At 68.1% G+C, this 25,362-nt stretch carries 29 protein-coding genes; 18 read left to right on the top strand and 11 right to left on the bottom strand.

Annotated features, from left to right (window positions below; all coding sequences use genetic code 11):
* Positions 1–4: 4 nt before the first annotated feature.
* Positions 5–1,036 (bottom strand): hypothetical protein, encoded by a 1,032-nt coding sequence (locus H6A23_RS05910; protein WP_204831279.1) that lies wholly within the window; start codon positions 1,034–1,036, stop codon positions 5–7.
* 186 nt (positions 1,037–1,222) lie between these two features.
* Between H6A23_RS05910 and H6A23_RS05905 the strand changes: the two genes are divergently transcribed.
* The 13 genes from H6A23_RS05905 to H6A23_RS05845 all read left to right on the top strand — a co-directional run bounded on the left by H6A23_RS05905 (position 1,223) and on the right by H6A23_RS05845 (position 13,272).
* On the top strand, positions 1,223–1,429 hold the full coding sequence (locus H6A23_RS05905) for a DUF6870 family protein (protein ID WP_204831278.1): 207 nt from the start codon (positions 1,223–1,225) through the stop codon (positions 1,427–1,429).
* Between the two features lie 122 nt (positions 1,430–1,551).
* Positions 1,552–3,183 (top strand): recombinase family protein, encoded by a 1,632-nt coding sequence (locus H6A23_RS05900; RefSeq protein ID WP_204831277.1) that lies wholly within the window; start codon positions 1,552–1,554, stop codon positions 3,181–3,183.
* Positions 3,180–3,641, top strand: coding sequence for a recombinase family protein (locus tag H6A23_RS05895; protein WP_204831276.1), 462 nt, complete (start codon positions 3,180–3,182; stop codon positions 3,639–3,641). The genes H6A23_RS05900 and H6A23_RS05895 overlap by 4 nt, the downstream gene beginning before the upstream one ends.
* The gene (locus tag H6A23_RS05890) at positions 3,616–5,283 is read left to right on the top strand and encodes a recombinase family protein (RefSeq protein WP_204831275.1); all 1,668 of its coding nucleotides are present in this window, start codon (positions 3,616–3,618) and stop codon (positions 5,281–5,283) included. Before H6A23_RS05895 ends, H6A23_RS05890 begins: the two co-directional genes overlap by 26 nt.
* Positions 5,280–6,812 (top strand): recombinase family protein, encoded by a 1,533-nt coding sequence (locus tag H6A23_RS05885; protein ID WP_204831274.1) that lies wholly within the window; start codon positions 5,280–5,282, stop codon positions 6,810–6,812. Before H6A23_RS05890 ends, H6A23_RS05885 begins: the two co-directional genes overlap by 4 nt.
* Before the next feature lie 299 nt (positions 6,813–7,111).
* Complete coding sequence (locus H6A23_RS05880; protein ID WP_204831273.1) at positions 7,112–7,363, top strand: DUF6870 family protein; 252 nt, start codon at positions 7,112–7,114, stop codon at positions 7,361–7,363.
* Positions 7,364–7,432: 69 nt separating this feature from the next.
* A complete protein-coding gene (locus tag H6A23_RS05875; protein ID WP_204831272.1) occupies positions 7,433–8,200 on the top strand; it encodes a ParA family protein in 768 nt (255 codons plus the stop codon).
* Positions 8,188–9,138 carry a ParB/RepB/Spo0J family partition protein gene (locus H6A23_RS05870; protein WP_204831271.1) on the top strand — a complete coding sequence of 317 codons (951 nt, stop codon included), beginning with the start codon at positions 8,188–8,190 and terminating at the stop codon, positions 9,136–9,138. Before H6A23_RS05875 ends, H6A23_RS05870 begins: the two co-directional genes overlap by 13 nt.
* A 219-nt stretch (positions 9,139–9,357) precedes the next feature.
* Positions 9,358–9,762 (top strand): ribbon-helix-helix protein, CopG family, encoded by a 405-nt coding sequence (locus tag H6A23_RS05865; RefSeq protein WP_204831270.1) that lies wholly within the window; start codon positions 9,358–9,360, stop codon positions 9,760–9,762.
* A 2-nt stretch (positions 9,763–9,764) separates the two neighbouring features.
* On the top strand, positions 9,765–10,979 hold the full coding sequence (locus H6A23_RS05860) for a relaxase/mobilization nuclease domain-containing protein (protein WP_204831269.1): 1,215 nt from the start codon (positions 9,765–9,767) through the stop codon (positions 10,977–10,979).
* The gene (locus tag H6A23_RS05855) at positions 10,976–11,515 is read left to right on the top strand and encodes a hypothetical protein (protein ID WP_204831268.1); all 540 of its coding nucleotides are present in this window, start codon (positions 10,976–10,978) and stop codon (positions 11,513–11,515) included. Before H6A23_RS05860 ends, H6A23_RS05855 begins: the two co-directional genes overlap by 4 nt.
* A 252-nt stretch (positions 11,516–11,767) precedes the next feature.
* Positions 11,768–12,496 (top strand): type IV toxin-antitoxin system AbiEi family antitoxin domain-containing protein, encoded by a 729-nt coding sequence (locus H6A23_RS05850; protein ID WP_204831267.1) that lies wholly within the window; start codon positions 11,768–11,770, stop codon positions 12,494–12,496.
* Complete coding sequence (locus tag H6A23_RS05845; protein ID WP_204831266.1) at positions 12,493–13,272, top strand: nucleotidyl transferase AbiEii/AbiGii toxin family protein; 780 nt, start codon at positions 12,493–12,495, stop codon at positions 13,270–13,272. Before H6A23_RS05850 ends, H6A23_RS05845 begins: the two co-directional genes overlap by 4 nt.
* 269 nt (positions 13,273–13,541) lie before the next feature.
* On the opposite strand, the gene H6A23_RS05840 is transcribed toward H6A23_RS05845, so the two are convergent.
* Positions 13,542–13,715 carry a hypothetical protein gene (locus H6A23_RS05840; protein ID WP_204831265.1) on the bottom strand — a complete coding sequence of 58 codons (174 nt, stop codon included), beginning with the start codon at positions 13,713–13,715 and terminating at the stop codon, positions 13,542–13,544.
* A gap of 265 nt (positions 13,716–13,980) precedes the next feature.
* On the opposite strand from H6A23_RS05840, the gene H6A23_RS05835 reads away from it, so the two are divergent.
* From H6A23_RS05835 to H6A23_RS05815, 5 genes are read left to right on the top strand one after another with little or no spacing between them, the layout of a single operon-like run.
* Positions 13,981–15,198: an AAA family ATPase gene (locus tag H6A23_RS05835; RefSeq protein ID WP_204831264.1), complete on the top strand. Its 1,218-nt coding sequence runs from the start codon at positions 13,981–13,983 to the stop codon at positions 15,196–15,198.
* A gap of 2 nt (positions 15,199–15,200) precedes the next feature.
* Positions 15,201–15,875 (top strand): RloB family protein, encoded by a 675-nt coding sequence (locus H6A23_RS05830; protein WP_204831263.1) that lies wholly within the window; start codon positions 15,201–15,203, stop codon positions 15,873–15,875.
* Positions 15,872–16,993 (top strand): SAVED domain-containing protein, encoded by a 1,122-nt coding sequence (locus H6A23_RS05825; RefSeq protein ID WP_204831262.1) that lies wholly within the window; start codon positions 15,872–15,874, stop codon positions 16,991–16,993. The genes H6A23_RS05830 and H6A23_RS05825 overlap by 4 nt, the downstream gene beginning before the upstream one ends.
* On the top strand, positions 16,977–18,107 hold the full coding sequence (locus H6A23_RS05820; protein ID WP_204831261.1) for a nucleotidyltransferase domain-containing protein: 1,131 nt from the start codon (positions 16,977–16,979) through the stop codon (positions 18,105–18,107). Before H6A23_RS05825 ends, H6A23_RS05820 begins: the two co-directional genes overlap by 17 nt.
* Positions 18,097–18,534 carry a hypothetical protein gene (locus H6A23_RS05815; protein WP_204831260.1) on the top strand — a complete coding sequence of 146 codons (438 nt, stop codon included), beginning with the start codon at positions 18,097–18,099 and terminating at the stop codon, positions 18,532–18,534. The genes H6A23_RS05820 and H6A23_RS05815 overlap by 11 nt, the downstream gene beginning before the upstream one ends.
* Positions 18,535–18,622: 88 nt before the next feature.
* Here the strand turns inward: H6A23_RS05815 and H6A23_RS05810 are convergent, their stop codons facing one another.
* The 9 genes from H6A23_RS05810 to H6A23_RS05770 all read right to left on the bottom strand — a co-directional run bounded on the left by H6A23_RS05810 (position 18,623) and on the right by H6A23_RS05770 (position 25,060).
* Positions 18,623–19,663, bottom strand: coding sequence for an ArdC-like ssDNA-binding domain-containing protein (locus tag H6A23_RS05810; protein ID WP_204831259.1), 1,041 nt, complete (start codon positions 19,661–19,663; stop codon positions 18,623–18,625).
* 390 nt (positions 19,664–20,053) lie between these two features.
* A complete protein-coding gene (locus H6A23_RS05805; protein WP_204831258.1) occupies positions 20,054–20,983 on the bottom strand; it encodes a nucleotidyl transferase AbiEii/AbiGii toxin family protein in 930 nt (309 codons plus the stop codon).
* Complete coding sequence (locus H6A23_RS05800; protein WP_204831257.1) at positions 20,971–21,747, bottom strand: type IV toxin-antitoxin system AbiEi family antitoxin domain-containing protein; 777 nt, start codon at positions 21,745–21,747, stop codon at positions 20,971–20,973. The genes H6A23_RS05805 and H6A23_RS05800 overlap by 13 nt, the downstream gene beginning before the upstream one ends.
* A 336-nt stretch (positions 21,748–22,083) precedes the next feature.
* The gene (locus H6A23_RS05795; protein WP_204831256.1) at positions 22,084–22,491 is read right to left on the bottom strand and encodes a type II toxin-antitoxin system RelB/DinJ family antitoxin; all 408 of its coding nucleotides are present in this window, start codon (positions 22,489–22,491) and stop codon (positions 22,084–22,086) included.
* The gene (locus H6A23_RS05790) at positions 22,488–23,375 is read right to left on the bottom strand and encodes a type II toxin-antitoxin system RelB/DinJ family antitoxin (protein ID WP_204831255.1); all 888 of its coding nucleotides are present in this window, start codon (positions 23,373–23,375) and stop codon (positions 22,488–22,490) included. Before H6A23_RS05790 ends, H6A23_RS05795 begins: the two co-directional genes overlap by 4 nt.
* 9 nt (positions 23,376–23,384) lie before the next feature.
* The gene (locus tag H6A23_RS05785; RefSeq protein ID WP_204831254.1) at positions 23,385–23,780 is read right to left on the bottom strand and encodes a hypothetical protein; all 396 of its coding nucleotides are present in this window, start codon (positions 23,778–23,780) and stop codon (positions 23,385–23,387) included.
* Between the two features lie 23 nt (positions 23,781–23,803).
* Positions 23,804–24,211: a hypothetical protein gene (locus H6A23_RS05780; protein ID WP_204831253.1), complete on the bottom strand. Its 408-nt coding sequence runs from the start codon at positions 24,209–24,211 to the stop codon at positions 23,804–23,806.
* Between the two features lie 38 nt (positions 24,212–24,249).
* A complete protein-coding gene (locus tag H6A23_RS05775; RefSeq protein ID WP_204831252.1) occupies positions 24,250–24,558 on the bottom strand; it encodes a hypothetical protein in 309 nt (102 codons plus the stop codon).
* A 94-nt stretch (positions 24,559–24,652) separates the two neighbouring features.
* Positions 24,653–25,060: a type II toxin-antitoxin system RelB/DinJ family antitoxin gene (locus H6A23_RS05770; protein WP_204831251.1), complete on the bottom strand. Its 408-nt coding sequence runs from the start codon at positions 25,058–25,060 to the stop codon at positions 24,653–24,655.
* Positions 25,061–25,362: the final 302 nt, after the last annotated feature.

Genomic DNA, 25,362 nt, shown 5'->3' with positions numbered 1-25,362 from the left:
CCTGTCAGCTGTCTCTGCGGGGGCTACCTTCGCCGGCGCCCTTGACCTCGAGCCAGTGCTCCCGGGCGTCGACGTCCCGCTTGAGGAACATGTACGCGAACCAGCGGTCCCATAGCTCGCCCCGGCGGTCCTCCGAGCGGAGGTGGTCCTGGTAGAGCTCGGACGCCCTCGCGTCGATCCCGTCGAGCGCGTATCGGGCGTACACGTCCTCGGGGCGGGCGTCGCGCGTGAGCTCCCTCACCCGCTTGGCGCGCTCCCGGGCCGCGGCGGCCCTCGCCCTGGCGGCGAGGGCCCGGTAGCCCTCCGGGTTGTTCGGGTCGAGGAAGCTCGCGAGCTCGGGGTAGAAGCGCCCCTTCCCCTCCCTGGCGGGGTGCAGGCCCTCCCAGTCCCTGAGCGCCCGCGCGATGTCCTGGGCCCTCACGCCCTCCTCGTAGAGGGGCCTGTAGAGGGCGAGCGCCTCGGCGCGGTCGCGCGCGTACGGGTAGCAGCGGAGGACCTCGTGGAAGGCCCCCTCGATCCCCTCGCCGCGGCACGCCGGTGCGCCCCCGCCTTTGGTATGCGTGTCTAACCCTGTTCTATTGGGTGAGGCGCGCTCAGGGCACCCCTGAGGTCTCTTCAGGGGTGGGGGTGAGGCGGCTTCAGGGGAGCCCCCTGCGCGGGGTGAGGCGGCTTCAGGGGTCGCCGCGCCCCCGCAGCGGGCTATCGCCTCCGCGACCGGGCCCGGCACGGCGACGTACATGTTCGTCGTCCTCCCGCGCCACCTGTGCTCGCCGACGCAGTCGATGAGGCCCCTCCTCTCGAGCGCGTGCACGACGTCGATCGCGTGCCGCTCCGAGCAGCCGGCGCGGTGGGCCGTCATCGCGTTGCTGCCGTAGTAGCAGCCGCCCTTCCCCTGGCTGTAGGAGTACACGAGCGCGTAGACCGCCAGCTCGACCCCCTTCAGGGCGAGGCCGTTCCGGCTGCTCATGAACTCGAAGATGCAGTAGAAGCTCTCGGGCGGCACCCTCGGCGCCGCCCAGCTCTCCTTCTCTGGCATGGGGCCTCCTTCTCCCGTTCCGTCGCGCTCCCGCGCGTCCCAGGGGTCGTCGCGCGCCGCCCCTTTTCGAGGCCGCCGCCGGGCGGCGAGCGCCCGCAGCTTTCGAAAACGCGGCCTCCGCCGCGACCACCGGGGCGAGGGCCGGGGCCGAGGAGGGCCCCGGAACGGGAGAGGAGGTGCGTGGGCATGGGCGAGACGAGCGGGAAGAGGGACCTGGCGGACGTCGTCATCCCCGCCGGCCTGTCCGCGGAGGAGCGCGCCGCCAGCTTCGTCGAGCAGGTGGGGAGCCCCTACGAGTTCGAGAGCCACGGCGTGAGGGTCCGCATCAGCTTCGCGGGGCAGATCCCCATAGAGGACGCGGTCGCCCGAGTCCTGGGGCTGGGGACCGAGTGAGGCGCCGGGCCGCCGCGCGCCCGGGCTGTGCTAGAATCTCGTCGAGGAAAAACTGGACGACGGTTTTGGTCGGCTCTCCGGGCGCGCCTGGTCGCGCGCCGTCAGAGGAGGGCCGATTTTTCATGCCAAGAACCAAGGGAAGGGCCGTCCGCCTGGGCAGCTACGCGCGCCTGTCGCGCGGGGACGACTCGGACGGCGTGTCCGGGAGCATCGTCAACCAGCAGCAGATAATCCGGCAGTACTGCGAGAGGAGCCCCGAGGACCTGAGGATAGTCCGCGAGTACGCCGACGACGGGGTCTCGGGCACCACCTACGACCGCGAGGGGTGGAGGGCGCTCATGTCGGACCTCGAGTCCGGCGTCATCGAGGGCTTCGTCGTCAAGGACTCGAGTCGGTTCGGGCGCAACTCCATCGAGAGCGGGCTGCTTCTGGAGAAGGAGTTCCCGAGGATGAACGGCGGCAGGGGCGTGCGCGTCATCATGATCTCGGAGGGCTACGACTCCGCCTCGAGCGACCCCTACACCTCGAGCATCATGCTCGCCTTCCGCGGGATGCTCAACGAGAACGTCAGCCGCGACACCTCCGTCAAGACCCGCGCGGGCCTCCACGCGAAGATGCAGCGCGGCGAGAGGGCGTGCGCCTTCGCGCCGTACGGCTACGCCGACGACCCCGAGGGGCGCGGGCACCTGGTCGTCGACGGGCCGGCGGCCTCCAACGTCAGGAGGATATTCGCCATGAAGCTCGACGGGATGTCGCCCCAGGCGATCGCCGACGAGCTCAACCGCCTGGGCGAGCCGTGCCCGGGCGCGTACAAGCGGGAGCGCGGGGCGCGCCTCGCGATGCCCTTCGCCGGCGCCGACGGCCCACGGTGGCGCCCGGTCACCGTGGCGCGGATACTCTCCAACGAGGTGTACGCCGGAACGATGGTCCAGGGGAGGACCTACACCCCCAGCTTCCGCAGCAGGAAGACGCTCCCGCGCGCCCCCGAGGAGTGGTTCCGCAAGGAGGGGGCGCACGAGGCGATCGTGAGCCGCCACGAGTTCGAGCTGGTCCAGGACCTCATGGCGAGGGACACCCGGACCGCCCCCGGGTCGCGGGTCGTCGCCCTGTTCAGCGGCATCGCGTACTGCGCCGACTGCGGGCAGCAGATGCTCATCCGGACGGGCCGCAACGGCAACCGCTACCTCACCTGCTCGACCAACAAGCGAGACGCGCGCCGCTGCAGCTCGCACCTGTTCAACGAGGCGCGCCTCCGCGCGATCGTCGCGGAGGCCGCCCAGGCACTGGTCGACGTGAGCGTCGACACCTCGCGGTTCGTGGCGTCACACAGGGACGAGCTCGTGCGCGAGCGGACGGCCGACGTCGACCGCCGCATAGACGACGCGCGAAGGAGGCAGGAGCGGGCGCTCCACTTCCGCCACGGCCTCGTCGACGACCTCGAGGCCGGGGTAATCACCAAGGAGGAGTATGGCCTGTTCGCCTCCGCCTACGTCTCGAGGATCGAGGAGGCGCGCTCGGCGGTGCTCGAGCTCGAGGCGGAGCGGGAGCGGGTCGCGGACCTCGTGACGGAGGCGGAGGCCGCCCTGGAGCGGTTCGCGGCGAGCGGGAGCATCGGCGAGCTCACCAGGCGCAAGGTCGTCGAGCTCGTCGAGCGCGTCGACATCCACGAGGACAAGTCGGTCGAGGTCCGCTTCCGCGTCCAGGACGTGATGGAGCGCGCGGGCGTCGCGTTCGCGGAGGGGGGATCCCGATGAGGGCGGAGGGCAGGGCGCTCAGGGCGGCCATCTACGCGAGCGCGTCGAACTGGGCGCCGCTGACGCGCCCCGACGTCCCGCTCGCGGAGCAGTCCAGGAGGTGCAGGGAGGCGATAGACGCCGACCCGACGCTCAGGCGCGCGGCGACCTACCGCAACCGCTACGCGAACGGCGAGGCGGGCGACTACCGGCGCCTCGTCGAGGACGCCGTCAACCGGAGGTTCGACTGCCTCGTCGTGTGCGGGGGCAACCGGCTGGGCCCCTCGGAGCGGGCCGCCTTCTTCCTGGTCGGGCGCTTCCTCGTGCCGGCGGGCTTCCGCGTCGTCGACGTGGCGGAGGGCTGGGATACGGAGGCCTCGGGCGGGAGGGCGTACGCGTTCCACCTGCGCGGGATGTCGAGGGCCGAGAGACGGGCGGAGAGGAGGTCCGAGCATGGCGCGCAAGAGCAGGAGGACTGACGCCCCGGCGACCGCGCCCGCGGCGAGGGCGAAGGTGTGCCGGGTGGGCGTCTACGCCCGCACCAGCAAGAGCTACGGCGACGACGGAAGCAGCATCGGGAACCAGAAGCGCATCGTCGCCGACCACGTCGGGGGGCTGCCGGACGCCGTGGTGGCCGGGTACTACGTCGACGACGGGGCGACGGGCACCAACCAGGACCGGGAGGCGTTCCAGCGCATGGTCGACGACCTCCGGGCCGGCAGGATCGACGGCGTGGCGGCCAAGGACGCCAGCCGCCTCGGGCGCGACTACGTCGAGTGCCAGACCTTCATCAGGGAGACCCTGCCCGCGCTCGGCGCCCGGCTCATCCTCGTGGCGGACGGGGTTGACAGCAAGGACGGCGCGTCCCCCGACGGGTTCGGGATGGACGTCAAGAGCCTCCTGAACTCCCTGTACAGCCGCGACCTCAGCAGGAAGATCCACGCCATCTTCGAGGCGGCGCGCCGGAGGGGCCCCATCGTCCTCGGGAACGTCCCGTACGGGTACCTGCGCGACCCCGCCGACGCGCACCACCTGGTCCCCGACCCCGAGACCGCGCCCCACGTGCGCGAGATGTTCCGCATGAAGCTCGCCGGCGCGCCCAACGCCGAGATCGCGCGGCGCCTCGAGGAGGCTGGCGCGCCGACCGCGGGGAGGGTGAAGTACGACCGCGCGGGCAAGCGGGCGACGAGCAAGGACTCCAGGCGCTGGCACGCCCGCAACGTCAACCGGATGCTCGCCAACCCCGTCTACGCGGGGCGGGTGGCCATGGGCAAGTGGACCCAGAAGCTCTACCTCGGCATACCGCACGAGAGGAACTCCCCCGAGGAGTGGCTCGTCGTGGAGGGGGCGCACGAGCCCCTGGTCGACCCCGTCGACTTCGACAGGCTGCAGCGCGAGCACGAGGAGAGGGTCGCGAGGCGCAGGGAGGCCCTCGCCGCCACCGAGAGGATCAGGGAGCTGCACCCCGACCGGCTCGCCGGGAAGGTGCGCTGCGGCGTCTGCGGGGCCTCCATGCACATCTGCCGCTGGGTCGAGGACGGCGTGTTCTGGGGCGCCGAGTACATGTGCGGCAGGAACGACGCCGGCGAGGGCGGCGGCAGGCACCGCGTCGCCGTGCCGCTGGTGGAGACCGTGTGCATGGACGTCATCCGCAGCCAGGTCGAGCAGCGCGTCGCGCTGGACGAGCTCGTCGCCTCGAGGGCCGCCGACGGCACGCTTGCGCGGCGGCTCGCCGAGGCGGCCGCGTCCCTGGCGGAGGCGGACGCCGAGATCGGCGAGATCGAGGAGAAGGCCGTCCAGCTCAAGGCCGAGCACTCGCGCGGCGAGGTCTCCTCGGCCGACTATCGGCGCATCGAGCGCATCCTCTGGTCGAGGCTCGAGGCCGCGAGGTCTCGGCGGTCAGAGGCGGGGGCGCGCCGCGGACTGCTCGCGTCCCTCTCCGAGGGAGGGGCCGGGGCCGTCCTCGGCGAGGCGGGGCGCCTCCTCGGCAGCTTCAGCAAGGAGCTCGCGGACGCCGCCGTCGAGTCGGTCACCCTCGAGGGCGACGGCTCCCTCTCGGTGCGCCTGCGGTTCACCGACGCCTACCGAAAGGCCGAGACGATACGGGAGGCCCTGTCATGATCGCGCTCTACTGCAGGCTCTCGGTCGCCGACGGGACCGAGGGCGAGTCCGACTCCATAGCGAACCAGCGGCTGCTCCTCGCGGACTTCGTCGCCTCGCGCGACGACCTCGCGGGCGAGGGTCACCTGTTCTTCGTGGACGACGGCATCAGCGGCACCCACGCCGAGAACCGCCCCGCCCTCCAGAGGATGCTGGCCATGTGCCGGGAGGGGCGGATCAGCACGGTCGTGGTGAAGGACCTCTCGAGGCTCAGCCGCGACGGGCTCTACTGCGTGGGGCTCGTCGAGGACGAGCTGCCCTCGCTCGGGGTCCGCGTCATCGCGGTCACGGACAACTACGACTCCAGGCGCGACGGCAAGAGCCCCGCCGCCAGCACCGAGCTCGGCTTCCGGGCGATTATGAACTCGTGGTACTCCAGGGACCTCTCGCGCAAGGTGACCCAGTCCATAGAGAGCGAGCGCGCGGGCGGGACGAACCTCAACACGGTCCCGTTCGGCTACCGCAAGGGGAGGGGCGAGCGGGCCTGCGAGGTCGACGAGGAGGGCGCGGCGGTGGTCCGGAGGATCTTCGGGCTCGCGTGCGAGGGACTCGACCAGGGGGCGATCGCCGCCGCGCTCAACGAGGAGGGCGCCGTCACCCCTCACAACCTCAGGGCCCTCAGGAACCCGGGAGGCAAGCTCGCGCCCAAGCCGAACCAGCGATGGACGGGCACGATGGTGAAGACCGTGGTGCGCAACCCCCACTACAAGGGGACCCTCGTCCTCGGCAAGAGCAAGAGGGTCGAGATGGGCCTCGGGGCGTCCCGCCCGACGGACCCGTCGGAGCGCCGGGTCTTCGAGGGCGCCCACGAGGCGGTCGTGGACGCCGGCACGTGGGAGCGCGCGCAGGCGTCCATGCGCGACACGCGCTGCGGCGGGAGGAGGGAGCCTCTCGGCCACCTGTTCTCAGGGCTCGTCTTCTGCCCCCACTGCGGGGCGGCGGTGTCCTTCAGGAGCGGGAGGCAGGCGCCCGTCGAGCGCTACACGGCCTACTGCGGGTGCTTCCCGGAGCCGCCCTCCATCTCGCTCGCGGACCTCTCCGACGCCGTCGGGTGCGTGCTCCGCGCGCACGCCGACCTGGCGCTCGGGCTCTCGGGCGCGATCGCCGCCGCCGAGGCCGCGCCGGAGAGGGCCGAGGGGCTGAGGGCCGAGCTCGCGAGCCTCTCCGCGCGGAAGCTCCGGGCCTACGAGGCGTACCGCGCGGGCGGGACGGGACCGGACGCGCTCTCCGCGGCGCTCGGGGCGATCCGCCGCAAGGAGGCCTCCGCGCGCCATGCGCTCGAGCTCGTCGAGGCGGAGGCGGGGCGGCGGGCGCCGGACCTCGCGGAGGCCGCCCGGGCGCTCGAGATAGCACGGCGCCTCGGGAGGCGCGGGGTCACGCGCGAGGCGCTCGTGGCGCTCGTGGAGCGCATCGAGCTCATGGGCGACGACGACGTGCGCATCACGCTCAGGTACGCCGACCTGTTCGAGCGGCTGCGCCGAGGCCCCTAGGCGGGGGGCGCCCCCCGCGCGGGCGCCCAAGGGCGAGCCCTTGGGGATCCCCGTCCGACCTCCGCGCCGGTCGGGCCGCACCTCCCGGCTCAGGCGCCGCCTGGGCTGTGGCGCGCGGGCCCCTCGGCTCCGCCCCCCCGCACGACATCCCCACAAACGCGCCCCGCGCGTTGGATGCGGATGCCGCCGACGGCTTCGTGCAGGAGCCCTCCGCCTCCGGGCACGCGCGCCCGGAGGCAATCAACGGATGCAGGCGGGGCCTGCATCCGGCGGTCCCGACGAGGCGCGAGGAGGGACATATGGGAGCTGTCAGGGACCTGGCGGACGTTGAGGTTGACGCGAGCCTGCCGGTGGACGAGCGCATCTGCTCGTTCGCGGAGCAGATCGGCGACCCGTACCACTTCACGACGCACGGGGTGGAGGTGAGGCTGAGCTTCGCGGGGCAGGTGCCCGTCGAGGAGGCGGTCGCACGGCTGCTCGGCATCGGCGGGGCACCCATGGAAGCGGAGGCCGCGGGGCCGGCGCGGAGGGCCGAGCCCGGCGCGGCGTAGCGGTCGAAACGCGGGGCGCGCCGCGACCACGGAATCGTGGCGCGCCCCCCGATGGAAAGGACGGAAGGAATGAGGGTCATAACGGCAAGCAACTTCAAGGGAGGGGTGGGCAAGACCACCACGGCGGTGAACCTGGCGGTGCTCTGCGCCTCGCGCGGGCTCAGGACGCTGCTGGTCGACCTGGACCCGCAGGCGTCGGCGACCGACTACTTCGGCCTCTACGACGCGGCGGGGGAGTCCGGGCGCAACGCGGTCTCCCTGCTCTACGGCGACATGCCCGCGCAGGAGGCGGCGCACCAGACCGGCGTCGAGCGCCTGAGCTGCGTCCCGACGACGCTCGACCTCATCGACCAGAACGAGCTCATGCTGCGCGAGCAGCGGCTCAGGTTCGCCCTCGACGACGCGGAGGGGGCCTACGACGTCGCCATCCTCGACTGCGCGCCGAGCGCCAAGCAGCTCGCCATGTGCGCCTACGTCGCGACGAGCGGGCGCGGCACGGTCGTCATCCCGGTCAAGCTCGACTCGACGGTCATGAGGGGGACTGCCTCGGCGGTGGCGGCGGTCCGCGGCGTGGCGACGAAGCTGCGGATGCCCCTGCCCAACTGGAGGATCCTGCGCACGTGCGTGCCGGGGCGGATGACGAGGGCGGAGGCGACGGGCGCCGCGGTGCTCGACCGCTTCTTCCCCGACCGCCAGTACGCGACCGTGATCCACCACTCGGCGAAGGTGATGGAGGGGAGCTGGGAGTGGAGGCCCATCGTCTCGTTCATGCCCGGCAACCGCGCGGCGCTCGACTACGAGGAGCTCGGGAGGGAGATGGGACTGTGGCGGGAGTAGAGGAGATCGCGCGCCGCTTCAGCCTGGCGGGCGTGCTGGACGACGACGCCCGGGCGCGCGAGAGGTACCCCATCAGCGAGATCGAGGTTGCCGACATCGCCGACCACCCGGGGAACGCGGCATACAGCATGGACGAGGGGGCCATACGCTCCCTCGCCGAGTCCATACGGAGGGACGGGCTCACCGACATCCCCCTCGTCCGCAGGCTCGACGACGGGTCGTTCCAGATGATAAGCGGGCACCGGCGCAAGGCCGCCTACGAGCTGCTCGCGCGCGAGGACCCGTCCTTCTCGAGGATGCCGTGCCGCGTCATCGAGGGCATCGGCGACGATGAGGCCCTCACGCTGCTGCACACCGCGAACTACTTCACGCGCGAGCTCACCGTCCTCGAGCGCGCTCGGGCGACCCAGGCGCTCGGCATCGAGGTGAGGCGGATGCGCGAGGCGGACCCCTCTCTCAGGGGCGTGCGCAGCTCCAGCCTCAAGGCGGCGATCATCAAGGCGCAGACGGGTCGCGACGTCGCCCCGAGGACGATCGAGCACCACGAGCGCATCGCCCGGGTCGTCGAGGGGAGCCTGGAGCCGGAATGGCGCGAGCGGGCCGAGAGGGGCGAGCTGAGCGACGCCGACATCCAGAGGCTCGCGAAGATGGGCCGGCCCGCCCAGGCCGAGGCGGCCGCCGCGGCGGCGGCCGGGAAGCCCGCGGCTGCCGCCATCAAGGAGGCGGCGAGGAGGTGCGGCGGCCAGCCGAAGGGCGGGCGAAGGGGCGAGGCGGGCCCCACTGCGCAAAGTTTGCGCACCGACCCCACGGAGCTCGTCTCCAGGGCCGCCGGCCTCGTCCGAGAGGCACGCGCGGCGATGGCGCGGGGGGCCGGGCTCGACCCCTCCGCCCTCGACGAGCTCGAAAGGGAGGTGGCCGCGACGCGCGACGCGTCGTAGCGGCCACCCGGCGCGGGCGCGTAACCATGCGCCCGCGCCGGTCTTAGCAAGCTGCCTATTGCGTATCACGGCGCCCTACCGGGCGCCGCTCAAGCCGCAATAGGCCCCTCCCGCCCGACGGGGCGCGCGGGAGGGGCGCCACCCGCCGGCCGCGCGGGCGCCGGCCGCCGGAGGCGCCGATGCGGGGGTGGCCCCGCGCCCCAGGAAGGGAGGCAGCCCATGCCCTACCGGAACATGGTCAGCCTGAGGCTGGACGACCGCGACCTGGACGCCCTCGAGGACGCGTGCGAGAGGTCGGGGCTCTCGCGCTCGGACCTCCTCCGGTCGCTCCTGCGCGTCCCGCCGGGCGCGGACCGCCAGAGGACCGTCTACGCCGTCGACGGCAGGACGCTCGGCAGGCTCGCGACCGAGCTCGTCAGGTGGGGCCGCCACTACAACCAGGCGGTCCACGCGCTCAACACGATTGCGCTCTTCATCCGGAGGGGGAGCCCGCCCAAGGCTCCCGAGCTCGAGGCGATGCTGGGCCGCGCCCGCTCGACCCTCGAGGAGGTCGAGGCCGGCAGGGCGGTGCTCGAGCGCGCCCTGTGCGAGGTCGCGGACTCAGTCTCCGTGAGGAGGGGGTAGCCGTGCCCGTCGTCAAGCCGATCAGCGGGCACACGGGGTGCGGCGGCATCATGCGCTACCTCACCAAGGGAGGGCGCGCCCTCGCCGTGGACCTGTCGAACCTCTCCTGGTCGCCGGAACACAGCTGCGGGTTCAGGGACTGGGCCGAGGAGATGGACTTCACGCGCGTCGCCTACGGCAACCACACCCCCTGGAAGGGAAGGCCCGCCCGGACCTACAAGCACTACGTCCTGAGCCCCGACCCGAGGGACGGCATATCCCTCGAGACCCTCCGGGACCTGGCGCGGGCGTGGGTCGCCGAGAACTTCGGCGACTTCCAGGTCGCGGTCGTCTACCACGACGACAACGAGGGCGGGGTCATGCACGCCCACGTGGTCGTGAACAACACGAACCTCCAGACGGGGGCTCGCCTGCAGGACCCGGCGCCGAGGGAGCTCATGCGCTCCGCCCAGAGGCTCGCCGAGGAGCGAGGGCTGAGCTTCTTCCCCGACGAACCCGCCCCGGGGGCCGCGCCGCTGCTCGCGGCCAGGGAGGGCTCCCGCAGGGAGGGCGTCCACTACCGCAGGGCGGAGAGGGAGCTTCTCGAGAAGGGCGGCTACTCCTGGGTGGCCGACATCAGGTGCCGCGTGACCGTCGCCAGGCGGGCCGCGCGCGACGAGGCCGACTTCCTCCAGGTCCTCTCAGAGCTCGGCGTCGAGGTCTCGGACGCCGCCCCCAGGGGCGGCGAGGCGGACTGGGTCTACGCGCTCGCTGGCGAGGGGGCGCGGCGGGTCAGGGGCGAGAGCCTGGGCACGTCGTTCGGCCGGTCCGCCGTGCGCCAGGAGCTCGCGCTCCGCTCCGCGCCGAGCAGGGCCGACGCCATACGGGAGATCGCGCGCGGGGCGGTGGAGGTCGACGACCTGGACGACCTGAGGCGCCTCGCCGACGCCCTCGACGCGTTCTCGCGCGAGGGGGTCAGGAGCGTCGCGGACTGCGAGGCCCGCATCTCAGCGCTCGAGGCCACGGGCGACTTCGAGGCGATGGAGCGGCTCGCGGGCCACCGCGACTACGCCGTCGAGAAGGGCCTCCTCCCCGAGCGCGCCCCGGCGAGGCGCAGGAGGGTCGCGCCGGACGACGGGAGCCCGCGGCCCGGCGCGAACCGGCGCCCCATGTCCGAGCCCCGGTGGCGCGGAGGCGGCGAGGGCAGGGCGAGGGAAGGAAGGGAGAGCCAGCGATGAGGGTGGAGATCGACTACGCGGACGGGAGGCTCGGCGTGTTCGACACCGCGAACCTGGTCGCCGGGCAGCCCTTCGGAGGGGCGTGCGTCACGGCGGAGCTCGTGCTGAGGCTCGACGCTCGGGAGGGCGAGGGGATGTGCCTCGACATCCACCACCACGACATCCCCGACGCGGACGGCGGCGGCGACGTCCCGTTCGCCGACCGGTGCAGGGGCTACAGGGTGTGCCTCGCGGACGCCGACGAGCTCGACGGCATCGAGTGCGTCTCCGTGGACGGCAGGGCCGTGGCGTGGAGGCGCGCCGGCGGGCTCGTGGACGGGGCGAGGTTCGAGCGGGCCCAGCGCCTCTGGTACTCGGAGTCGCCCAACGCGTGCGAGAACTACAGGGCCTGTAGGATATACGACTACCTGGAGGCGTCCCGCCCGGACCTGCGGGGCGACCCTGCGGCGATCTGCTCGCTCTTCGGCTACCCGGTGGAGGCGCTCGCGGAGGCGAGGCGCGCCGAGGCAGCCCAGCCCGACGACGAGGAGGTGTAGAGGGTGAGGCTCGTGCTCAAATTCTTCCGCTGGCTCTTCAGGGCCGTGTTCAGGTGGTTCATGTGAGCCGCGCTGACGGTACCGGCGAGCGGCCGGACGACCAAAGTCACTTCGGGTATTCGATATAGATTGCACAAAGTAACGAAAACAGTTACCTTATGAGACATGAATCGAACTAGTGACACACATGAAGACGGAAAGCCGAAGGCGTCGGGCCTCCCCGCGTGGATGCTCTCGCACGGCGTCACCTCGATGACGACCGGGGAGGTCGCCTCGCTCCTAGGCATCCCGCCCGAGCAGGTGAGGGTGCGCCTGGCCGCCCAGAGGAGGTCCGGCGCGATCGTCTCGCCGGCGCGCGGGCTGTGGGTCCCTGTTCCCCCGGAGCGGGCGGCGTGGGGCGCGCCCGAGCCGGGCGCCTACATCGACGACATGATGGCACACCTCGGCTGCGCGTACTACGTCGGCTGGCTCAGCGCGGCGTCCCTGCACGGGGCGGGGCACCAGGCGGCCCAGGAGTTCCAGGTCGCGACGTCGAGGAGCGTCCCGAGCAGGACGGTCGGCCGTTCGCGCCTGCGCTTCCTGGCGCGTTCCCGCATCGACGCCGTCCCCACTGTCAGGATGGAGGTCTCGTCATCGGTCGCGACGGTCTCCACCGTCGGCGCGACCATGCTCGACGTGGCAGAGGACCCCGAGGTCTCGGGCGGCATAGACAACGCGGCGACGGTCATCGCCGAGCTCGCGTGGGAGGGCGGCGCCTTCCTCGGGGACGCCCTCGCGGCCGCGCCCGCGCACTCCGCCGCCGCGGTGAGGCGGCTCGGATGGATCCTTGAGAACGTCGCGGGGTCCGATGGCCTCGATGCCCTTGCGGAGGCGGGGGGCGGGGGCTCGCCCTCCTACCTCGCCCCGGCCTCGCCGAGGGAGGGGCGCCTCGACCCGCGCTGGAACCTCATATTGAACAGGGAGGTCGACCCGGACGTATGATTCCAAGAAGCGTCGTGACGGCGTGGTCGGTGGGGCACCCATGGCCGGAAGCCGACCAGGTGGAGCAGGACCTGCTCCTCGCCCGCGCCATCTGCGAGATCGCCAACGACGAGCTGCTCGGCGGGGAGCTCGTGATACGCGGGGGCACCGCGTTCCACAAGCTCTACCTCGACAGACCGTGCCGCTACAGTGAGGACCTCGACTATGTCAGAAGAAGTGCCGGCGGCATCGGGGAGGTCATGAAGAGGCTCACCTGGATGGGCGGGGAGCTCGGGTTCGAGGTGCGGACGCAGATGGCGAGGCACCCGAAGGTGTTCTGGAGGTTCGTCTCGGGCACCGGCGTCAGGCGCAAGATCAAGCTGGAGATCGACACCTTCGAGCGCTCCCCGGTGCTACCCCTCGCGCGGCGGCGCCTGTCGGTCGAGAGCGCCTGGTGGTCGGGGGGTGCCGAGGTCCCGGTGTTCCAGACGGAGGAGCTGTGCGCGACGAAGCTGAGGGCGCTCTACCAGCGGTCCAAGGGAAGGGACCTCTTCGACCTGTGGCTCGCCCTGACGCGGCTCGGGGCCGATCCGAGGGGAGTCGTCGACGCGTTCGGCGCGTACCGGCCCGAGGGGCTGACGCGCAGGCTCATGGAGCGCAACCTCGAGGCCAAGCTTGAGGACCGGGACTTCTGCCACGACTGCGACGCGCTCATCGTCGGAGGTGCCGAGGGGCTCGGTTACGATGCCCGCGAGGCCGGGAGCCTCGTCCTGGAGGAGCTGGTCTCCCTCATCTGATTGCCTTTCAAAGGAAGGTGGGCTCTCGGCCGATGTTCGGCGTGGCTCAATTGTGGGAGGCGCCGATACTACGAGCGCTCAAGAGGGACTGCGAAAAACGCCGGCGTTCCGAGACCGCCGGAGCTTCTCTTGGCTCCAAAGATTGCGGCGGCTGGACGTGTAAGTGTGATGCGATGGCGTTGATTTGATATCCCGCTTTCGGCCAGTCGCTCATGTCGGCTTGGACAATATTGCAGTGCTTGGTCCAAGTCGGGAGTCCATCCGATGTTCTAAACCATGTTTCGGGTTTTGCCGTACAGGTCGTTGATGGCCCTGAGGTACTGCGAGCGGTGAGTCCGCGTGCCGCAGTCGCCCTTGTGGAGGATTATCCATAGCTCGAAGGTGAGGTTGCCGTGGGCGTTGACGTACCTGAGCCCGCGGCCGAGCGAGCTCGCCCTCTTCATGCCCAGGTTCTTCTGTTGGCTCTTCAGGGCTGCGTTCAGGTTGTTTATGTGACCGTGTCCTGTCTGCCTGTTCTTCATCTGAGCGGAGCGTTGGTGGTGAGGTGAGGGTGAGCGGCGGTGCAGGATGGCGTGCGTTCGTGGATGGATTTGCGTATGTGAAGCCAGCTTGGTAGTGTTGACCGAATATACTCAAGAGCTATAATCAGAGAAAGTTTCTGAATACCGCTTCTATATATCAACAGAAGGAGAGAAGGAGCGACATCCGATGCTCTGCCAGTTCACATTTAGCAACTACCGCTCCTACCGAGACGAGGCGACCCTCACGATGCAGGCCTCCTCAATGAGGGAGTTCTCGCGGTCCCTCCTGCCCGGGGGCGACAGCCAGTCCTTCCTGCCCGTGGCGGCGATCTACGGACCCAACGCCGGCGGCAAGTCGAACCTCATCGAGGCGCTCGGCTACGTCCAGTCCGCCGTGGCGCGCCCCATACTCTCGCTCACGCGCGGGCCGGAGGGGCGCGACGACCCGGCGCCGCGCCTGCCCCGGTGCGCGCCGTTCGCCTTCGACGGGACGCACGGCGCCCTGCCCTCGGAGTTCGAGGTCTACTACCGGGTCTCCGGGTACGAGTACCGCTACACGCTCGCGGTCAGCTCGTCCGAGATCGTCGGCGAGAGCCTGGCCCGCCGCAAGGTCGGCGCCTCCCGCGCCGCGCGGCTCTTCGACCGCGAGGGAGGGGACGTCGACCTCGGCCCGTCGCTGCGGCGGGCGGGGGTCTCGACCGGCTTCAACCCCGCGATCCCGTACCTCTCGTACCTGTACATGAACACCGACCTCGAGCCCGTCCGCGACGCGGCGAGCTGGTTCCTCGGCTCCGTGGTCCTCGACTACAACAGCTTCTTCCTCGAGCACCTGCTCGAGGACCTCCTCGACGAGGGGGACTCCCCGGAGACCACCAGGTTCCTCAGGGCGGTCGACGTCCACGTGGACGGCTTCCGCGTCGAGCGTGACGGGGAGGGCCGCCGGCAGCGCGTGTTCGTGAGGCACAGGGTCGGCGGGTCCGACTACGAGCTGCGCCTCTCAGAGGAGTCGGCGGGCACGCAGAAGCTCATGGGGCTCGCGCGCGTCGTCATGAGTGCCCTCGAGGAGGGGGGCACTGTCCTGGTCGACGAGCTCGACGCGAAGCTGCACCCCAAGCTCCTGCGCTACGTGATCCTGCTGTTCAAGGACCCGGAGGTCAACAGGGGCGGCGCCCAGCTGATCTTCACGAGCCAGGACGTCTCCACCATGCGCAATGACGTGTTCCGCCGCGACGAGATCTGGTTCGCCGCCCGCGACGAGGACGAGGCGAGCCGGCTCTGGTCGCTCTCCGACCTGCACGAGCCCAACGGCAACCTCGTCAGCAAGAACGCCGCCTTCGACAGGCAGTATCTGTCGGGCCGCTACGGCGCGGACCCGTACCTTACCCGCATCGAGGAGTGGGAGTAGCCATGGCGGCGAAGAAGCGTGGATGGCGCAGCGGGAGGCGCTCCGTGGCGACCAGCCCCGTCCAGATGACGCGCCACCTGATCGTGTGCGAGGGCAAGGAGACCGAGCCTCGCTACTTCGAGGGCATGAGGGACGCGCTGGGAGCCGCAAATGGGAGGAAGGTCGCGGTCGTCGTCCGAGGCAGCGGGAGGCACACCCTCGACCTGTTCGGCTACGCGGAGGACCTCTGCCGGTACGCACCCGACCCCTTCGACCACGTCTGGCTCGCGTTCGACAAGGACGACTTCCCGGCGGCCGACTTCGACCTCGTCGAACGGAGGTGCGCTGAGGCCTCGAGCCCGGCCTGCATGTTCCACGCCCTCTGGTCGAACCCGTGCTTCGAGGTCTGGCCGCTGCTGCACCTGCGCTACACCACGGCGCCTATGGACGCGGCGGGCTGCCAGAGGGCGCTCTCCGACGCGCTGAGTCGCGAGCTCGGCGTCGACTACCGCAAGAACATGGACGGCCTGTTCCAGCTCATCGACCCCATGAGGGACGTGGCGGTGGGCAACGCCGCCAGGCTTGCCCGGCACCACGAGGAGATCGGTAACTCGAGGCCGTCTGCCATGAACCCCGGGACGCGCGTCGCCGACATCTTCGGCGAGGTCGGTCCCTACCTCGAGGGGAGCGGCGATTGAGTAGGAGAACGGCTCCGACATCCGCGACTGTCAATCTTCTATGGGCTCTGTCCGCAGGGCACTGCGAACTCTGCGGGTCCGACGTGACCAACGCCTTGGCGTCAGGAACACAAGGGAAATATGGTCAGGTAGCGCATATCGAGGCCTACTCCCCAGGTGGTGCGCGGTACAGCGCCGACCAGACAGAGGAGGAGCGCAATTCGATAGACAACCTCATGCTTCTCTGCCCCGCCTGCCACAAGCTTATCGACGACAACGCGCCCGACTTCGGGGTCGAGTTCCTCAAGGACCGGAAGCAGTTCTTCGAGGCCTCGGTGAAGGCTGCCGTAAGCGCGATCGAACCAGCGTGTTCCGACGTGCTCATTCTGGGAATGCGGATAGGGGGCAAGGACTTCCAACTTTCGGAGAAGGGCTGGAAGAGGGCGTTGGTCGACGCGGGGGTCAACGTTGGCGACAGGCAACCATTTGACGCCTCCCGTGATGTTCCCGAAGGCTGCGGTCCGGAAACGCTTCGCTCGCTCAGACGGCGTATCGACATATACCGCGAGTTGATCCACGGGGACGGATCGAGGCGGACGAGCGTGTTCGCAATCGCCCCCCAGCCCGTTCTGATCGGACTTGGGACCATGCTTGCCGACGACGGAAACGTCGACGTCTATCAGAAGCGGCGCGATGCCGAAGGCTGGTCATGGGCAAGCGACGGCAGGCCGAATAGCTTTTCCCTCGAGGCCGTGTCATCGGGCGGCTCCGAGGGTTGCGCGATCGTTGTTTCCGTTTCAGGCCCAATCGACAGAGAGACCTATGCCGATGCGCTGTCCGACTCAGTCGAGACCGTGTATGAGCTGCGCGCCTCGAGGACCGGTCCGACTGCGATAAGGCTAAGGGACGACTGGTACGAATTCAAGCGAACCGTGACCTCCGCCGTCTTCGAGATTCACGAGAGGCACCCAGAGGTGCGCAGCCTCCATGTACTACCCGCGATGCCCGTTTCGGCTTGCGTGGCGTTCGGGATGGCGTGGAATGAGCGACTTATTCCAGAACTAGTAATTTACGAGAAGCACGAAAGCGTCTTCTCGAGAACGCTCTCGATAGGGGGCCCCGATGGATTTGCAGATTGATGATGGCCTGAACGGCATCTTCGACGAGCTTGCGGAAACACTGAACATATCCGAGACGATGCGCGAAAAGGCCGAGAGGGCCTATTCCAAGCTCGGAGAGTGGATCGAGGGCAACTCGGAGGGGGAAGCTGCTGAGGTCTACGCTCAAGGCTCCTTTGCCCTGGGGACCGTCGTCCGTCCGCCAAGCGGCGAGGATCTAGACTACGACATCGATTTGGTATGCCAGCTGCCGGGCATGGTCGAAAGCACTGCCGAGGAGATCAAGCTGTTCGTTGGGAAGAGGATTAGGGAGCACGGAACCTATGCGAAGAAGCTCTGCCCGGAGGGCAAGCGCTGCTGGACGCTCGATTACGACGTCTTTCACGTCGACGTCCTTCCGTGCGCCGACGACCCCCGACGGGGAGGGACGGCGGTCCGGCTCACACACAAAGATCCGGAAACCGGCGAGTATTCCGACAAGTACAGCAACCCTAAAGGATATGCGAAATGGTTCGAAGGGAGAATGGGCGACAGCCTAACCGAGGCGAAACGCCGATATGCGGGGAGGGTGTACTGCTCCGTCGAGGACGTACCCACCTTCGCCGTTAGAACCCCGCTCCAGAAGGCCGTTCAGATACTGAAGCACCACCGAAACCTGATGTTCGAGGGGGCAGACAACGCCCCCATCTCGATAATCATCTCGACTTTGGCGGCGCGGGCATATAACGGGGAGAAGGGGACGTACGATGCCCTTGTCGGGATCCTCGAGAGGATGGATGCTTACATTTCCGGTGGCCCGGGGAGCTACAGAATCGCAAACCCGGCAGACGAGAAGGAGAACTTCGCCGAGAAGTGGAACGAGAAATCCGAGAAGGCGACAGCGTTCTTCTCGTGGCTCGATAGGGCGAGGAAGGACTTCCGTGGGCTATCTGCCGTTCGTGGGCTCGATGCCATAGCCGGCTCCCTTGAGACTTCATGCGGAAAGGTGATAGCCAATCGTGCGGTAAATCGGTTTGGGGAGCGCCTGCATGAAGCGAGGGACTCGTCTTCCCTGTTTGCCTCTTCTGTGGGGCTGACATATGCTGCGTCACCTTCAACTCGTCCTGTCCCGCGGCATGAGTTCTATGGCAACTAGGATTCCCCCATTCCTCAGGAGGCACAGGAGCCTGTCATCTGCCATGCAGCTTCTGGGTCTGAGGAGGCTGTTCCCTGATTCCATCGGCTCAATCGATAGGGGAAGACTCAAGTGGTCGTTCGACCGTTTCCAGGGGTCTCCGATTTCCAGCCTTTACAGGATTGAGATTGAGGGCAGGCCTGGGGAGAAACCTTCCATCTGGTTGTCCGGAGGCGCCATCCATTCTGGCAACGCCAAGGATGCGCCCCATAAGTACTCCGTGGATGACGATGGCCCCAGGATTCAGGTCTGTCTGGACAGGTTTGACTGGAAGCCCGATCAGCTGTATTCCGAGACGTACATACCATGGGCGATGGAGTGGATAGTCCACTTCGAGATATGGTGCGCGACGGGGGAATGGACTGGTGGGGGCGTCCATCCGACGTAACAGAGATGATGGCTGTTGCCAACAGCAAGGTGGAGCGGGATGGATTGGTTGGCTAACATCTGGTTGCGCTAGGTTCCAAGCTCGCCAGCTAGCGTGCGGGCTCGTTGAAGCGCGACCGCTGAGTTCTCTCGCTATGGGAGGCGAGTCGGGCCGCGCCAGCGCGCTCCGCCAGGCCCCTGGGGCTGCGCCCCGGCGTCCGCTCGAGCTCCTTGTCCCTGCTCCGTTCCTCGGGATCGCGTAGCTTCGACGTCTCCCTCTCGATGGCGTCGATGATGCCGTGAGAGGCGGAGCGTATCTCGTCGAGCGACGCCCTGAGCTCCGAGATGTCCCTCCCGCTGCTCCACGAGGCGACGTAGCCGAAGCTGTAATCGCTCGTGTCGAGCCCCAGCCAGCTTGATACGACGTAGGCGACGCTCTCGGCCTGCACCTCCCGCGTCCCGCGGTCGGAGAGGGACGGGCTCTTCTCGCCTGGCTCGGCGTCGTGCATGACGCTGTGGGCGAGCTCGTGGACGGCCGTCTTGAGCGTCTGGGCTTGTGACATGCCCTGCTGTATGGCGATGCGCTTCGGCTCGGCGCGCGAGAAGTAGCCCTTCGCGCCGCCCTCGATGTCCTCGTAGGCGATGGGGTACCTGCTCGCCTTCCCGATGGCATCCATGACCGCCTCGAACCCCTCCACGTCGCCCCTCAGCTCGTCGACACCCAGGGTGGGGAGGTCCTTGCCCTCGGTCTGGCTCACGTCGAAGACGGTCGCCATGCGGAAGCCGGCTACCCTCCTTACGGGGACCGGCTCGTTGCCCGGCTCGGCGTCCTCCCCGGGGGCCTCCTCGGAGGGCCTGGCCCTCACCACGATGGGGCAGAGGATCCTGATCCCGTGCTCGCCCTTGCGCACGTGCCTGTCGAACTTGTCCTGCCATGCGCGGTACCCGGCGACGAGCGCCGCGTCGGGCCTCTGCATGGCTATGAGCAGGCAGTTGTTGAGGCTGTAGTCGTGGAACCGGGACATGACGGACAGGTACTCGGCGTACCTCCCCGACGTGAACACGTCCCTCACGCCTTCCTCCAGCCGCTCCATCGTCTGCTGGAGCTCCTCGCTTCTCTTTTGCGCGGGGTTCTCGTTTCTCTTCGCCATGCCGCGGGCCCTTCCAAGATCGACGTTCTCGGTTCCGGGGTCGCGGCCGGGGGCTCGTTTTCGATCCCGCGACTTCCGCGCGGCGCTTCTTGCTGGCATGGAAAAGGAGAGGGCGGCCGAAGCCGCCCTCTCCCGTCACGAATCGCCTTGACGCGGCTATTTGCCGTCCGCGTCGTCCTCGTCGTCGCGCTCCTCGAAGCGGTCCTCCTCGGGGATGGTCCCCGCGTCGCTCGTGCAGACGCGGCCGTACTCGTCTCTCTCTGGCTCTGGCATCGTGACCTCCTATGACATGGCGGCTCTGCCGCCGGGCTGTGGCCGCTCCGACGGCGGCCTCACCTATGGGGCCGTCGGGGAGGGAGGCGTTTCGACTGAATCGGGGGCCTTTCGGCGCTACGCCCCCATCTTCCTCAGGTTCCGCAGCTTCCAGAGCGCCGCCGGGCTCATCTCCGCTGCCGCCGCCATCCTCTCGTCAGGGAAGATCAGCGCGGGCCGGTACTCGCCCGCGGCGAAGAGATCAAGGTACTCGCGCTCGTCGTCGGTACGCGGCAGGACGCGCGACTCTATAAACCTCTCTGCGGTCGCCATGAGCATACCGAGCGTTGGGCGCTCGTCCTCCTCCCTCAGCATGGGGAGGAGCTGGCTCTCGAGCTCCGCCTCCCTGTCGGCGAAGCGCTCGGTCCGCCCGGCGAGGGGCTGGGGGAACCTCGCCGAGAGCGAGGCGTAGTAGAGCATCGCCCGGTGCGCGAGGAGCTCGCTCTCCTCGTCGGCGCCGGCGAGGACGCGCTCGAGGTTGCAGACGTCGTAGAGGTCGCGCACCTTCACCCGGTCGAACAGGGCCTTGACCTTGCCCCCGGCGAGCTCCGCGTCGCAGAAGGTGACGACCCGCGTGCCCGGCCTGACGGCGCAGGGCCTCGCAGTGGGCGGGACGAGCGGGGAGCGGTTGAGGAACACGCAGTCGACCTTCACGTGGTCGGGGCCCCAGTCCCCGCGGTAGCGGAGCATGAACGTCCTGCCAGCGTGCTCGGACTGCGTGGGCGGAACATCGTAGCCGAGGTAGCGCGCCACCTCCTCTATGCCCCGCTCGATGCGCGGCCGCTCGGCCAGCATCTCATCCCGGTCGACCGCACCGACGTAGGAGACGTCGATGTCGACCGACAGCCTCGGCACGTCGAGCATGAAGAGGTTTATCGCCGTCCCGCCGTGCATCGCGAGCCTCCCCGCGAGGTCGGGGTGGCGCCCCATCTCCTCCATCAGGTCCAGCAGGCGCTCGACCTTGTCGACCGTCCTCGGGGCGAAGCCCTCCATGCTCACCGCGCCCATGACAAGACCTCCTCCAGAGTCTCCGGCAGCCTCATGTTCCACTCGCCCGACCATCCCCTGGTCGCGGCGGCCCCCTTGTCGAGCTTGGAGACCGTACCGGCGCTCGCCCGGCGCAGGCGTTCGATCACCTCCGCCGGGACGCGCCACGCCCCTCTCTTTGCCTCCAGCAGCCACCCGACGCGTGCCGCCATGGACGCGCTGTCTGCAAGTGCCAGTTCGGCGGCCCGCCCGGCGTCGAGGTAGGGGAGCGCGGAGAGCGAGCGCACGGCCTCCTCAAGGCCACCAGCCCACTCGGGGTGCTTCAGGCAGTCGAAGAGCGTCTGCTCCCTCGTCGTGACGAGGACGGAGCCGAAGGCCCTCCCGCGCACCCTCTGGGTCGGGATGGTGCTGTCGGCGGGGTGGGGGATGTATCGAGTCCCGCTGAACGAGAACGGCGACCGTGCCGCCGTCGTGCGGAACCGGCACTCGAAGCCGACGTTGTGGGCGACTCCGTGCGCCTCGAGCGCGCTGTGGTAGGAGAGGACGGCGTCGGGGTCGAGCGCGGCGACGACCTCGTAGGGGTCGACGCCGGCGCCCTCGAACCTGCCGCTGTTGGAGACGTAGAGGCCCCTGCGGACGCGCTCGACCGACCCGGAGGCGACCGCCTCCTTGAGCTGCTGCTTGGCCGCGCCGCTGGAGTCCGCCGCCGCGAGCAGGGCCTCGGTGGCGAAGACGTGGTGGCTGCCTATGTACTCCGTGAACTTCATACTTACGGATTTAACCATAAAAGGTAGTAAATAGCTACCTTTTCCATAAGTATCTGTAAGCATCGAGACGCTTGTTTCTTCTCCTATTCCTCTCATTGAGACCCGCTCCACGCGGAAGGCGTTCGATATGCCATCTCTCTGCGAACGTAAAGACGCTCCTGAGGTGCTTCGCCCGTATCGACGTTCAGCCCCGAAGTTCCGCGCGTACGCTCCGACAACCTTGTCCACGCCACTCATTGGAGTACGCCTGAAGCCCAAAGTTCGATACAGGGGCTTCATTTCAGTGGTGATTGTGATGCCCTTTCGTCTTGCCAACATCCCGCCTTTCATTCATTTTTCCGTGTTTCTATATCTTCAGTTGTTAAGCGGCACACGCAGCTCGAAGGCGATCTGTCCCAGGTAGAGGTGCGCGAGGGCGTTCGGCGTGATGCACATCGAGCGGCACCATCGCCTCATCGCCGCCTTGTCGCCGGGGCTCATCTTGATGCTCATGCTGCAGGCGATGCCCGACCTGCCGTCTGTCCCGTCCTTCGCGATGCCGTAGAAACTTGCGTCCTCGTCGCTCATCCCTATTCCGGCGACCTCCTCCTCGCGCGTCACCTTGAAGGGGATCCTGTTCTGGCGGATGCCGAAGCGGACCATTGCCTTGATCGCGCCCGCCATGGTCATGCCCTTTGATGAGAGCACCTTGAGTGCTCGCTCCTTGACGCCCCTGTCGACGGTCAGGTTTATCGCCGAGCGCTCGTCCCTCGGGTCTATCATTTCCTGTCTCCTTCCCGGTAGGGGAGCCGCATCTCGTAGGCACACTGGGTGAGAAACGCGCGGATCAAGGTGGCTGCGGGTATGCCGTAGTCCCCGAGCCTCTCCTGCGCCCTTGAGAATGTGTCAGCGTCCAGGTGTATGCACATCGGCTTGGTCTCCCCGGACGATACCGGCCAGTCTCCCTCGGTGATTCCGTAGAAGCGGCGCATCGTCTCCGTCAGCCCCGCGGCCCTGAGGCCCGGGTCCCTGCTCACGGAGAAGGGGATGGAGTCGCTCTCTGCGACGCGGGCCAGCAAATCGTTCGCCGCGTCCCTGACTGTCAGCCCGCTCGCTTTCAGGATCTTCTTCGCCTGCTCCTTCACCTCTGGGTCGATCTGGATTGCGATCTGTGCCTCCTTGGCGCTCATTGTTGGTTCTCCTTTAGTAGATCCGCCTGTTTTGCGACAGGGGCTCTCTCGGGGCTCAACGAGTCTCGCGTGTTCGCTGTGTCGTCTCGCAAATGGTATCCGGAGCTCGAAGGCGACCTGGCTAAGGAACATGCGAACAAGGTTATTCGGGTTGACGCACATCGCCTTGCAGAAGGTACGCATCTCCGACTTGAACTTCGGGTCCATCCGGATGTTCACTCCGACCCTAACGCCGCTGAGGCTGAAGTCGCTCCTCTCGATTCTGTAGAACTCGGCAACCTGGTCGCTCATGCCGACGCCTGCGAGTGTGGGGTCCCTCGTGACATTGAAGGGGATGCGGTGCTCCATGATGCCGAGGCTCACCATGCGGCGCACCGCGCCTCCTATGGTCATCCCGTTTGCCTTCATGACCGACTGAGCGCGGTCTCTTATGATCTGATCGACCTCTACGCCGAGCGTAACGTCGTACCTTGCCATCCTTTCCTCCTAGCAGCAGATAGCGGAGTCGAAGACGCTCTGCTTGAGGAACATCGCCACCGCCGCGGTCGGCGACATACCCCAGTCCTCGAGAATCGGCATGGCCTTCTTGTAGAGCTCGGGGTCGATGCGGACGACGAGGTTGCACTTCTCGTTGGTTCCCACCGGCCAGGAGGTACGGTCGACGCCGAAGGCCTTCGCGATCCCTTCCGTCATCCCCGCGCCGCGGTCGGATGCGTTGCGGTTGATGCGGAAGGGGAGGGTCCCTCGGCTTACGCACTCTTGCAGGAAGTGCCCGACCGCGTCCTGCATGTTTGTGTTGCATGCCTTGAAGACCAGCTTCGCCTGGTCCTTCACGCCCCGGTCGATGGTGACTGTCACTCTTTCCATCTTGCTCTGCTTCATGGTTACCACCCTTTCTTGATTGCCTAGTCTTTGATCTCGTCTTTGATTGATGGCGGTTTAAGCTCCCATGCCGTCTGGTCGACGAACGCGGCGATGATGAGGGTCGGTTTGAGCGCGAGCTCATCGCACAGCGCGTCGATTTTGGTTTTGAAGTTTGAGTCGACACGCACGCCCCATTCGATCTTCTCGCCGCTCCTGTGCGGGGCGAGCGCGTCGATTCCGAGCGTCTCAGCCTGTGCGGCGGTGAGCCCTTTCGCCCTGAGCTCCTTTGCGCGGCTGGGGACGAACGAGAGGCCGCGTCTTGCTATCGACGCCTGGAACATCCCCTCGACTGCCCCCTTGATGGTTAGCCCGTACGCGCTCCAGACCTTCGTAGCTATCTCCTTTGCCCTCTTGTCCGTTGTCACGGTGACGGTTGTCTGCTTCGCCATCCCTTGTCCCTCTTCCTTGCTTCTAGGTGCTTCTGTTCTCAGTTGTTCAGGGGTATGCGCATCTCGTAGGAAATCTGGGCGGCGTAGGCGCGCACTAGGGCGTTGGGCGAGATGCAGAGCGATCCGCACCACTCCTGGATCTGCCTCTTCTCCTCAGGCGTCACCTGCAGGGTCATGCCGCAAGTGATGCCGGTGCTCCCGTCGGTCCCGTCCTTCCGGATGCCGAGCCTGCGTGCGGAGGCCTCGCCCATCCCGACGCCCGCCAGGGAGGGCTCCCGCGAGATGCCGAAGGGGAGGCGGCCCTCCCTCATGCCGATCCTCATCATCGACTTCAGAGCGCCAGACATGGTCATCCCTTTCGCCGCAAGAATCGCGTTCGCCCTCTCCCGCACGCCCCTGTCGATGGTGAAGTCGAAAACCGAGCTTCTCATTTGCACCACCTCAGAACCCGACCGGCTCGCGCAGTTCGAAGGCGATCTGGGCCATGTAGGCGAGGGCCACGGCGTTCGGGGTGATCGCCATGGCCTTGCACCACCTGCGCATGTCCCGTTTCTCCTCGGGGCTCATCCGGATCATCGCCCGGTCGGGCACTTCATTGCGCCCGTCGGTCCCGTCCTTCGCGATCCCCAGGTCATGGGCCTCCTCGTCCGACATCCCGCACCCGGCGACGTCGGGCTCGCGGGTTATCTCGAAGGGGAGTCTCATCTCGTCAATCCCGACCCTCGCCATGGCGGTGACTGCGCCGGACATAGTCATCCCGTTTGCGGCGAGGACCTTCACTGCGCGCTCCTTTATCCCGTTGTCGATTCTTATGTTTATTGCCGCGCGGCTGCTTCTTGGGTCCAACATGGCTGCTCCTTTGCTTGGCGTTTCCCCACGCATAAGGGGTCGGGAAAACGCAACAGATTCGAGGTTTTCCAAACATTTCCGAGAGGAGTTAAGGCGGGAGGGCGGACTGGAGTCTCTTTTGGATTGCTTTCGTAGCACCCGGCGTAGGGCGGGGCAGGAGGCATGGCTGAGGGTGCTTCGTGAACTTCTCTCGGGTGCGTGCTGCTGGGAAGCTCCTCATTTCGTTCACGCCCTTCCGAGGCGCGCCGAGGCACCTCAATCAGGGCTCCCTGGGTCGTTCGTGTCCCCATTACGTCTTCTCA

Source organism: Olsenella uli, assembly GCF_016900775.1.
In the GTDB taxonomy this organism is placed as follows: Bacteria; Actinomycetota; Coriobacteriia; order Coriobacteriales; family Atopobiaceae; genus Thermophilibacter; species Thermophilibacter uli_A.
This window is presented reverse-complemented; position numbering and strand designations above follow the sequence as displayed.

Bases quoted from the DNA above. Each gene is read 5' to 3' on its own strand.
- H6A23_RS05910 (WP_204831279.1), bottom strand. From the start codon at position 1,036: ATGCCAGAGAAGGAGAGCTGGGCGGCGCCGAGGGTGCCGCCCGAGAGC.
- H6A23_RS05905 (WP_204831278.1), top strand. From the start codon at position 1,223: ATGGGCGAGACGAGCGGGAAGAGGGACCTGGCGGACGTCGTCATCCCC.
- H6A23_RS05900 (WP_204831277.1), top strand. From the start codon at position 1,552: ATGCCAAGAACCAAGGGAAGGGCCGTCCGCCTGGGCAGCTACGCGCGC.
- H6A23_RS05895 (WP_204831276.1), top strand. From the start codon at position 3,180: ATGAGGGCGGAGGGCAGGGCGCTCAGGGCGGCCATCTACGCGAGCGCG.
- H6A23_RS05890 (WP_204831275.1), top strand. From the start codon at position 3,616: ATGGCGCGCAAGAGCAGGAGGACTGACGCCCCGGCGACCGCGCCCGCG.
- H6A23_RS05885 (WP_204831274.1), top strand. From the start codon at position 5,280: ATGATCGCGCTCTACTGCAGGCTCTCGGTCGCCGACGGGACCGAGGGC.
- H6A23_RS05880 (WP_204831273.1), top strand. From the start codon at position 7,112: ATGGGAGCTGTCAGGGACCTGGCGGACGTTGAGGTTGACGCGAGCCTG.
- H6A23_RS05875 (WP_204831272.1), top strand. From the start codon at position 7,433: ATGAGGGTCATAACGGCAAGCAACTTCAAGGGAGGGGTGGGCAAGACC.
- H6A23_RS05865 (WP_204831270.1), top strand. From the start codon at position 9,358: ATGCCCTACCGGAACATGGTCAGCCTGAGGCTGGACGACCGCGACCTG.
- H6A23_RS05855 (WP_204831268.1), top strand. From the start codon at position 10,976: ATGAGGGTGGAGATCGACTACGCGGACGGGAGGCTCGGCGTGTTCGAC.
- H6A23_RS05850 (WP_204831267.1), top strand. From the start codon at position 11,768: ATGACGACCGGGGAGGTCGCCTCGCTCCTAGGCATCCCGCCCGAGCAG.
- H6A23_RS05845 (WP_204831266.1), top strand. From the start codon at position 12,493: ATGATTCCAAGAAGCGTCGTGACGGCGTGGTCGGTGGGGCACCCATGG.
- H6A23_RS05840 (WP_204831265.1), bottom strand. From the start codon at position 13,715: ATGAAGAGGGCGAGCTCGCTCGGCCGCGGGCTCAGGTACGTCAACGCC.
- H6A23_RS05835 (WP_204831264.1), top strand. From the start codon at position 13,981: ATGCTCTGCCAGTTCACATTTAGCAACTACCGCTCCTACCGAGACGAG.
- H6A23_RS05830 (WP_204831263.1), top strand. From the start codon at position 15,201: ATGGCGGCGAAGAAGCGTGGATGGCGCAGCGGGAGGCGCTCCGTGGCG.
- H6A23_RS05820 (WP_204831261.1), top strand. From the start codon at position 16,977: ATGGATTTGCAGATTGATGATGGCCTGAACGGCATCTTCGACGAGCTT.
- H6A23_RS05815 (WP_204831260.1), top strand. From the start codon at position 18,097: ATGGCAACTAGGATTCCCCCATTCCTCAGGAGGCACAGGAGCCTGTCA.
- H6A23_RS05810 (WP_204831259.1), bottom strand. From the start codon at position 19,663: ATGGCGAAGAGAAACGAGAACCCCGCGCAAAAGAGAAGCGAGGAGCTC.
- H6A23_RS05805 (WP_204831258.1), bottom strand. From the start codon at position 20,983: ATGGGCGCGGTGAGCATGGAGGGCTTCGCCCCGAGGACGGTCGACAAG.
- H6A23_RS05800 (WP_204831257.1), bottom strand. From the start codon at position 21,747: ATGGTTAAATCCGTAAGTATGAAGTTCACGGAGTACATAGGCAGCCAC.
- H6A23_RS05795 (WP_204831256.1), bottom strand. From the start codon at position 22,491: ATGATAGACCCGAGGGACGAGCGCTCGGCGATAAACCTGACCGTCGAC.
- H6A23_RS05790 (WP_204831255.1), bottom strand. From the start codon at position 23,375: ATGGCAAGGTACGACGTTACGCTCGGCGTAGAGGTCGATCAGATCATA.
- H6A23_RS05785 (WP_204831254.1), bottom strand. From the start codon at position 23,780: ATGAAGCAGAGCAAGATGGAAAGAGTGACAGTCACCATCGACCGGGGC.
- H6A23_RS05780 (WP_204831253.1), bottom strand. From the start codon at position 24,211: ATGGCGAAGCAGACAACCGTCACCGTGACAACGGACAAGAGGGCAAAG.
- H6A23_RS05775 (WP_204831252.1), bottom strand. From the start codon at position 24,558: ATGTCTGGCGCTCTGAAGTCGATGATGAGGATCGGCATGAGGGAGGGC.
- H6A23_RS05770 (WP_204831251.1), bottom strand. From the start codon at position 25,060: ATGTTGGACCCAAGAAGCAGCCGCGCGGCAATAAACATAAGAATCGAC.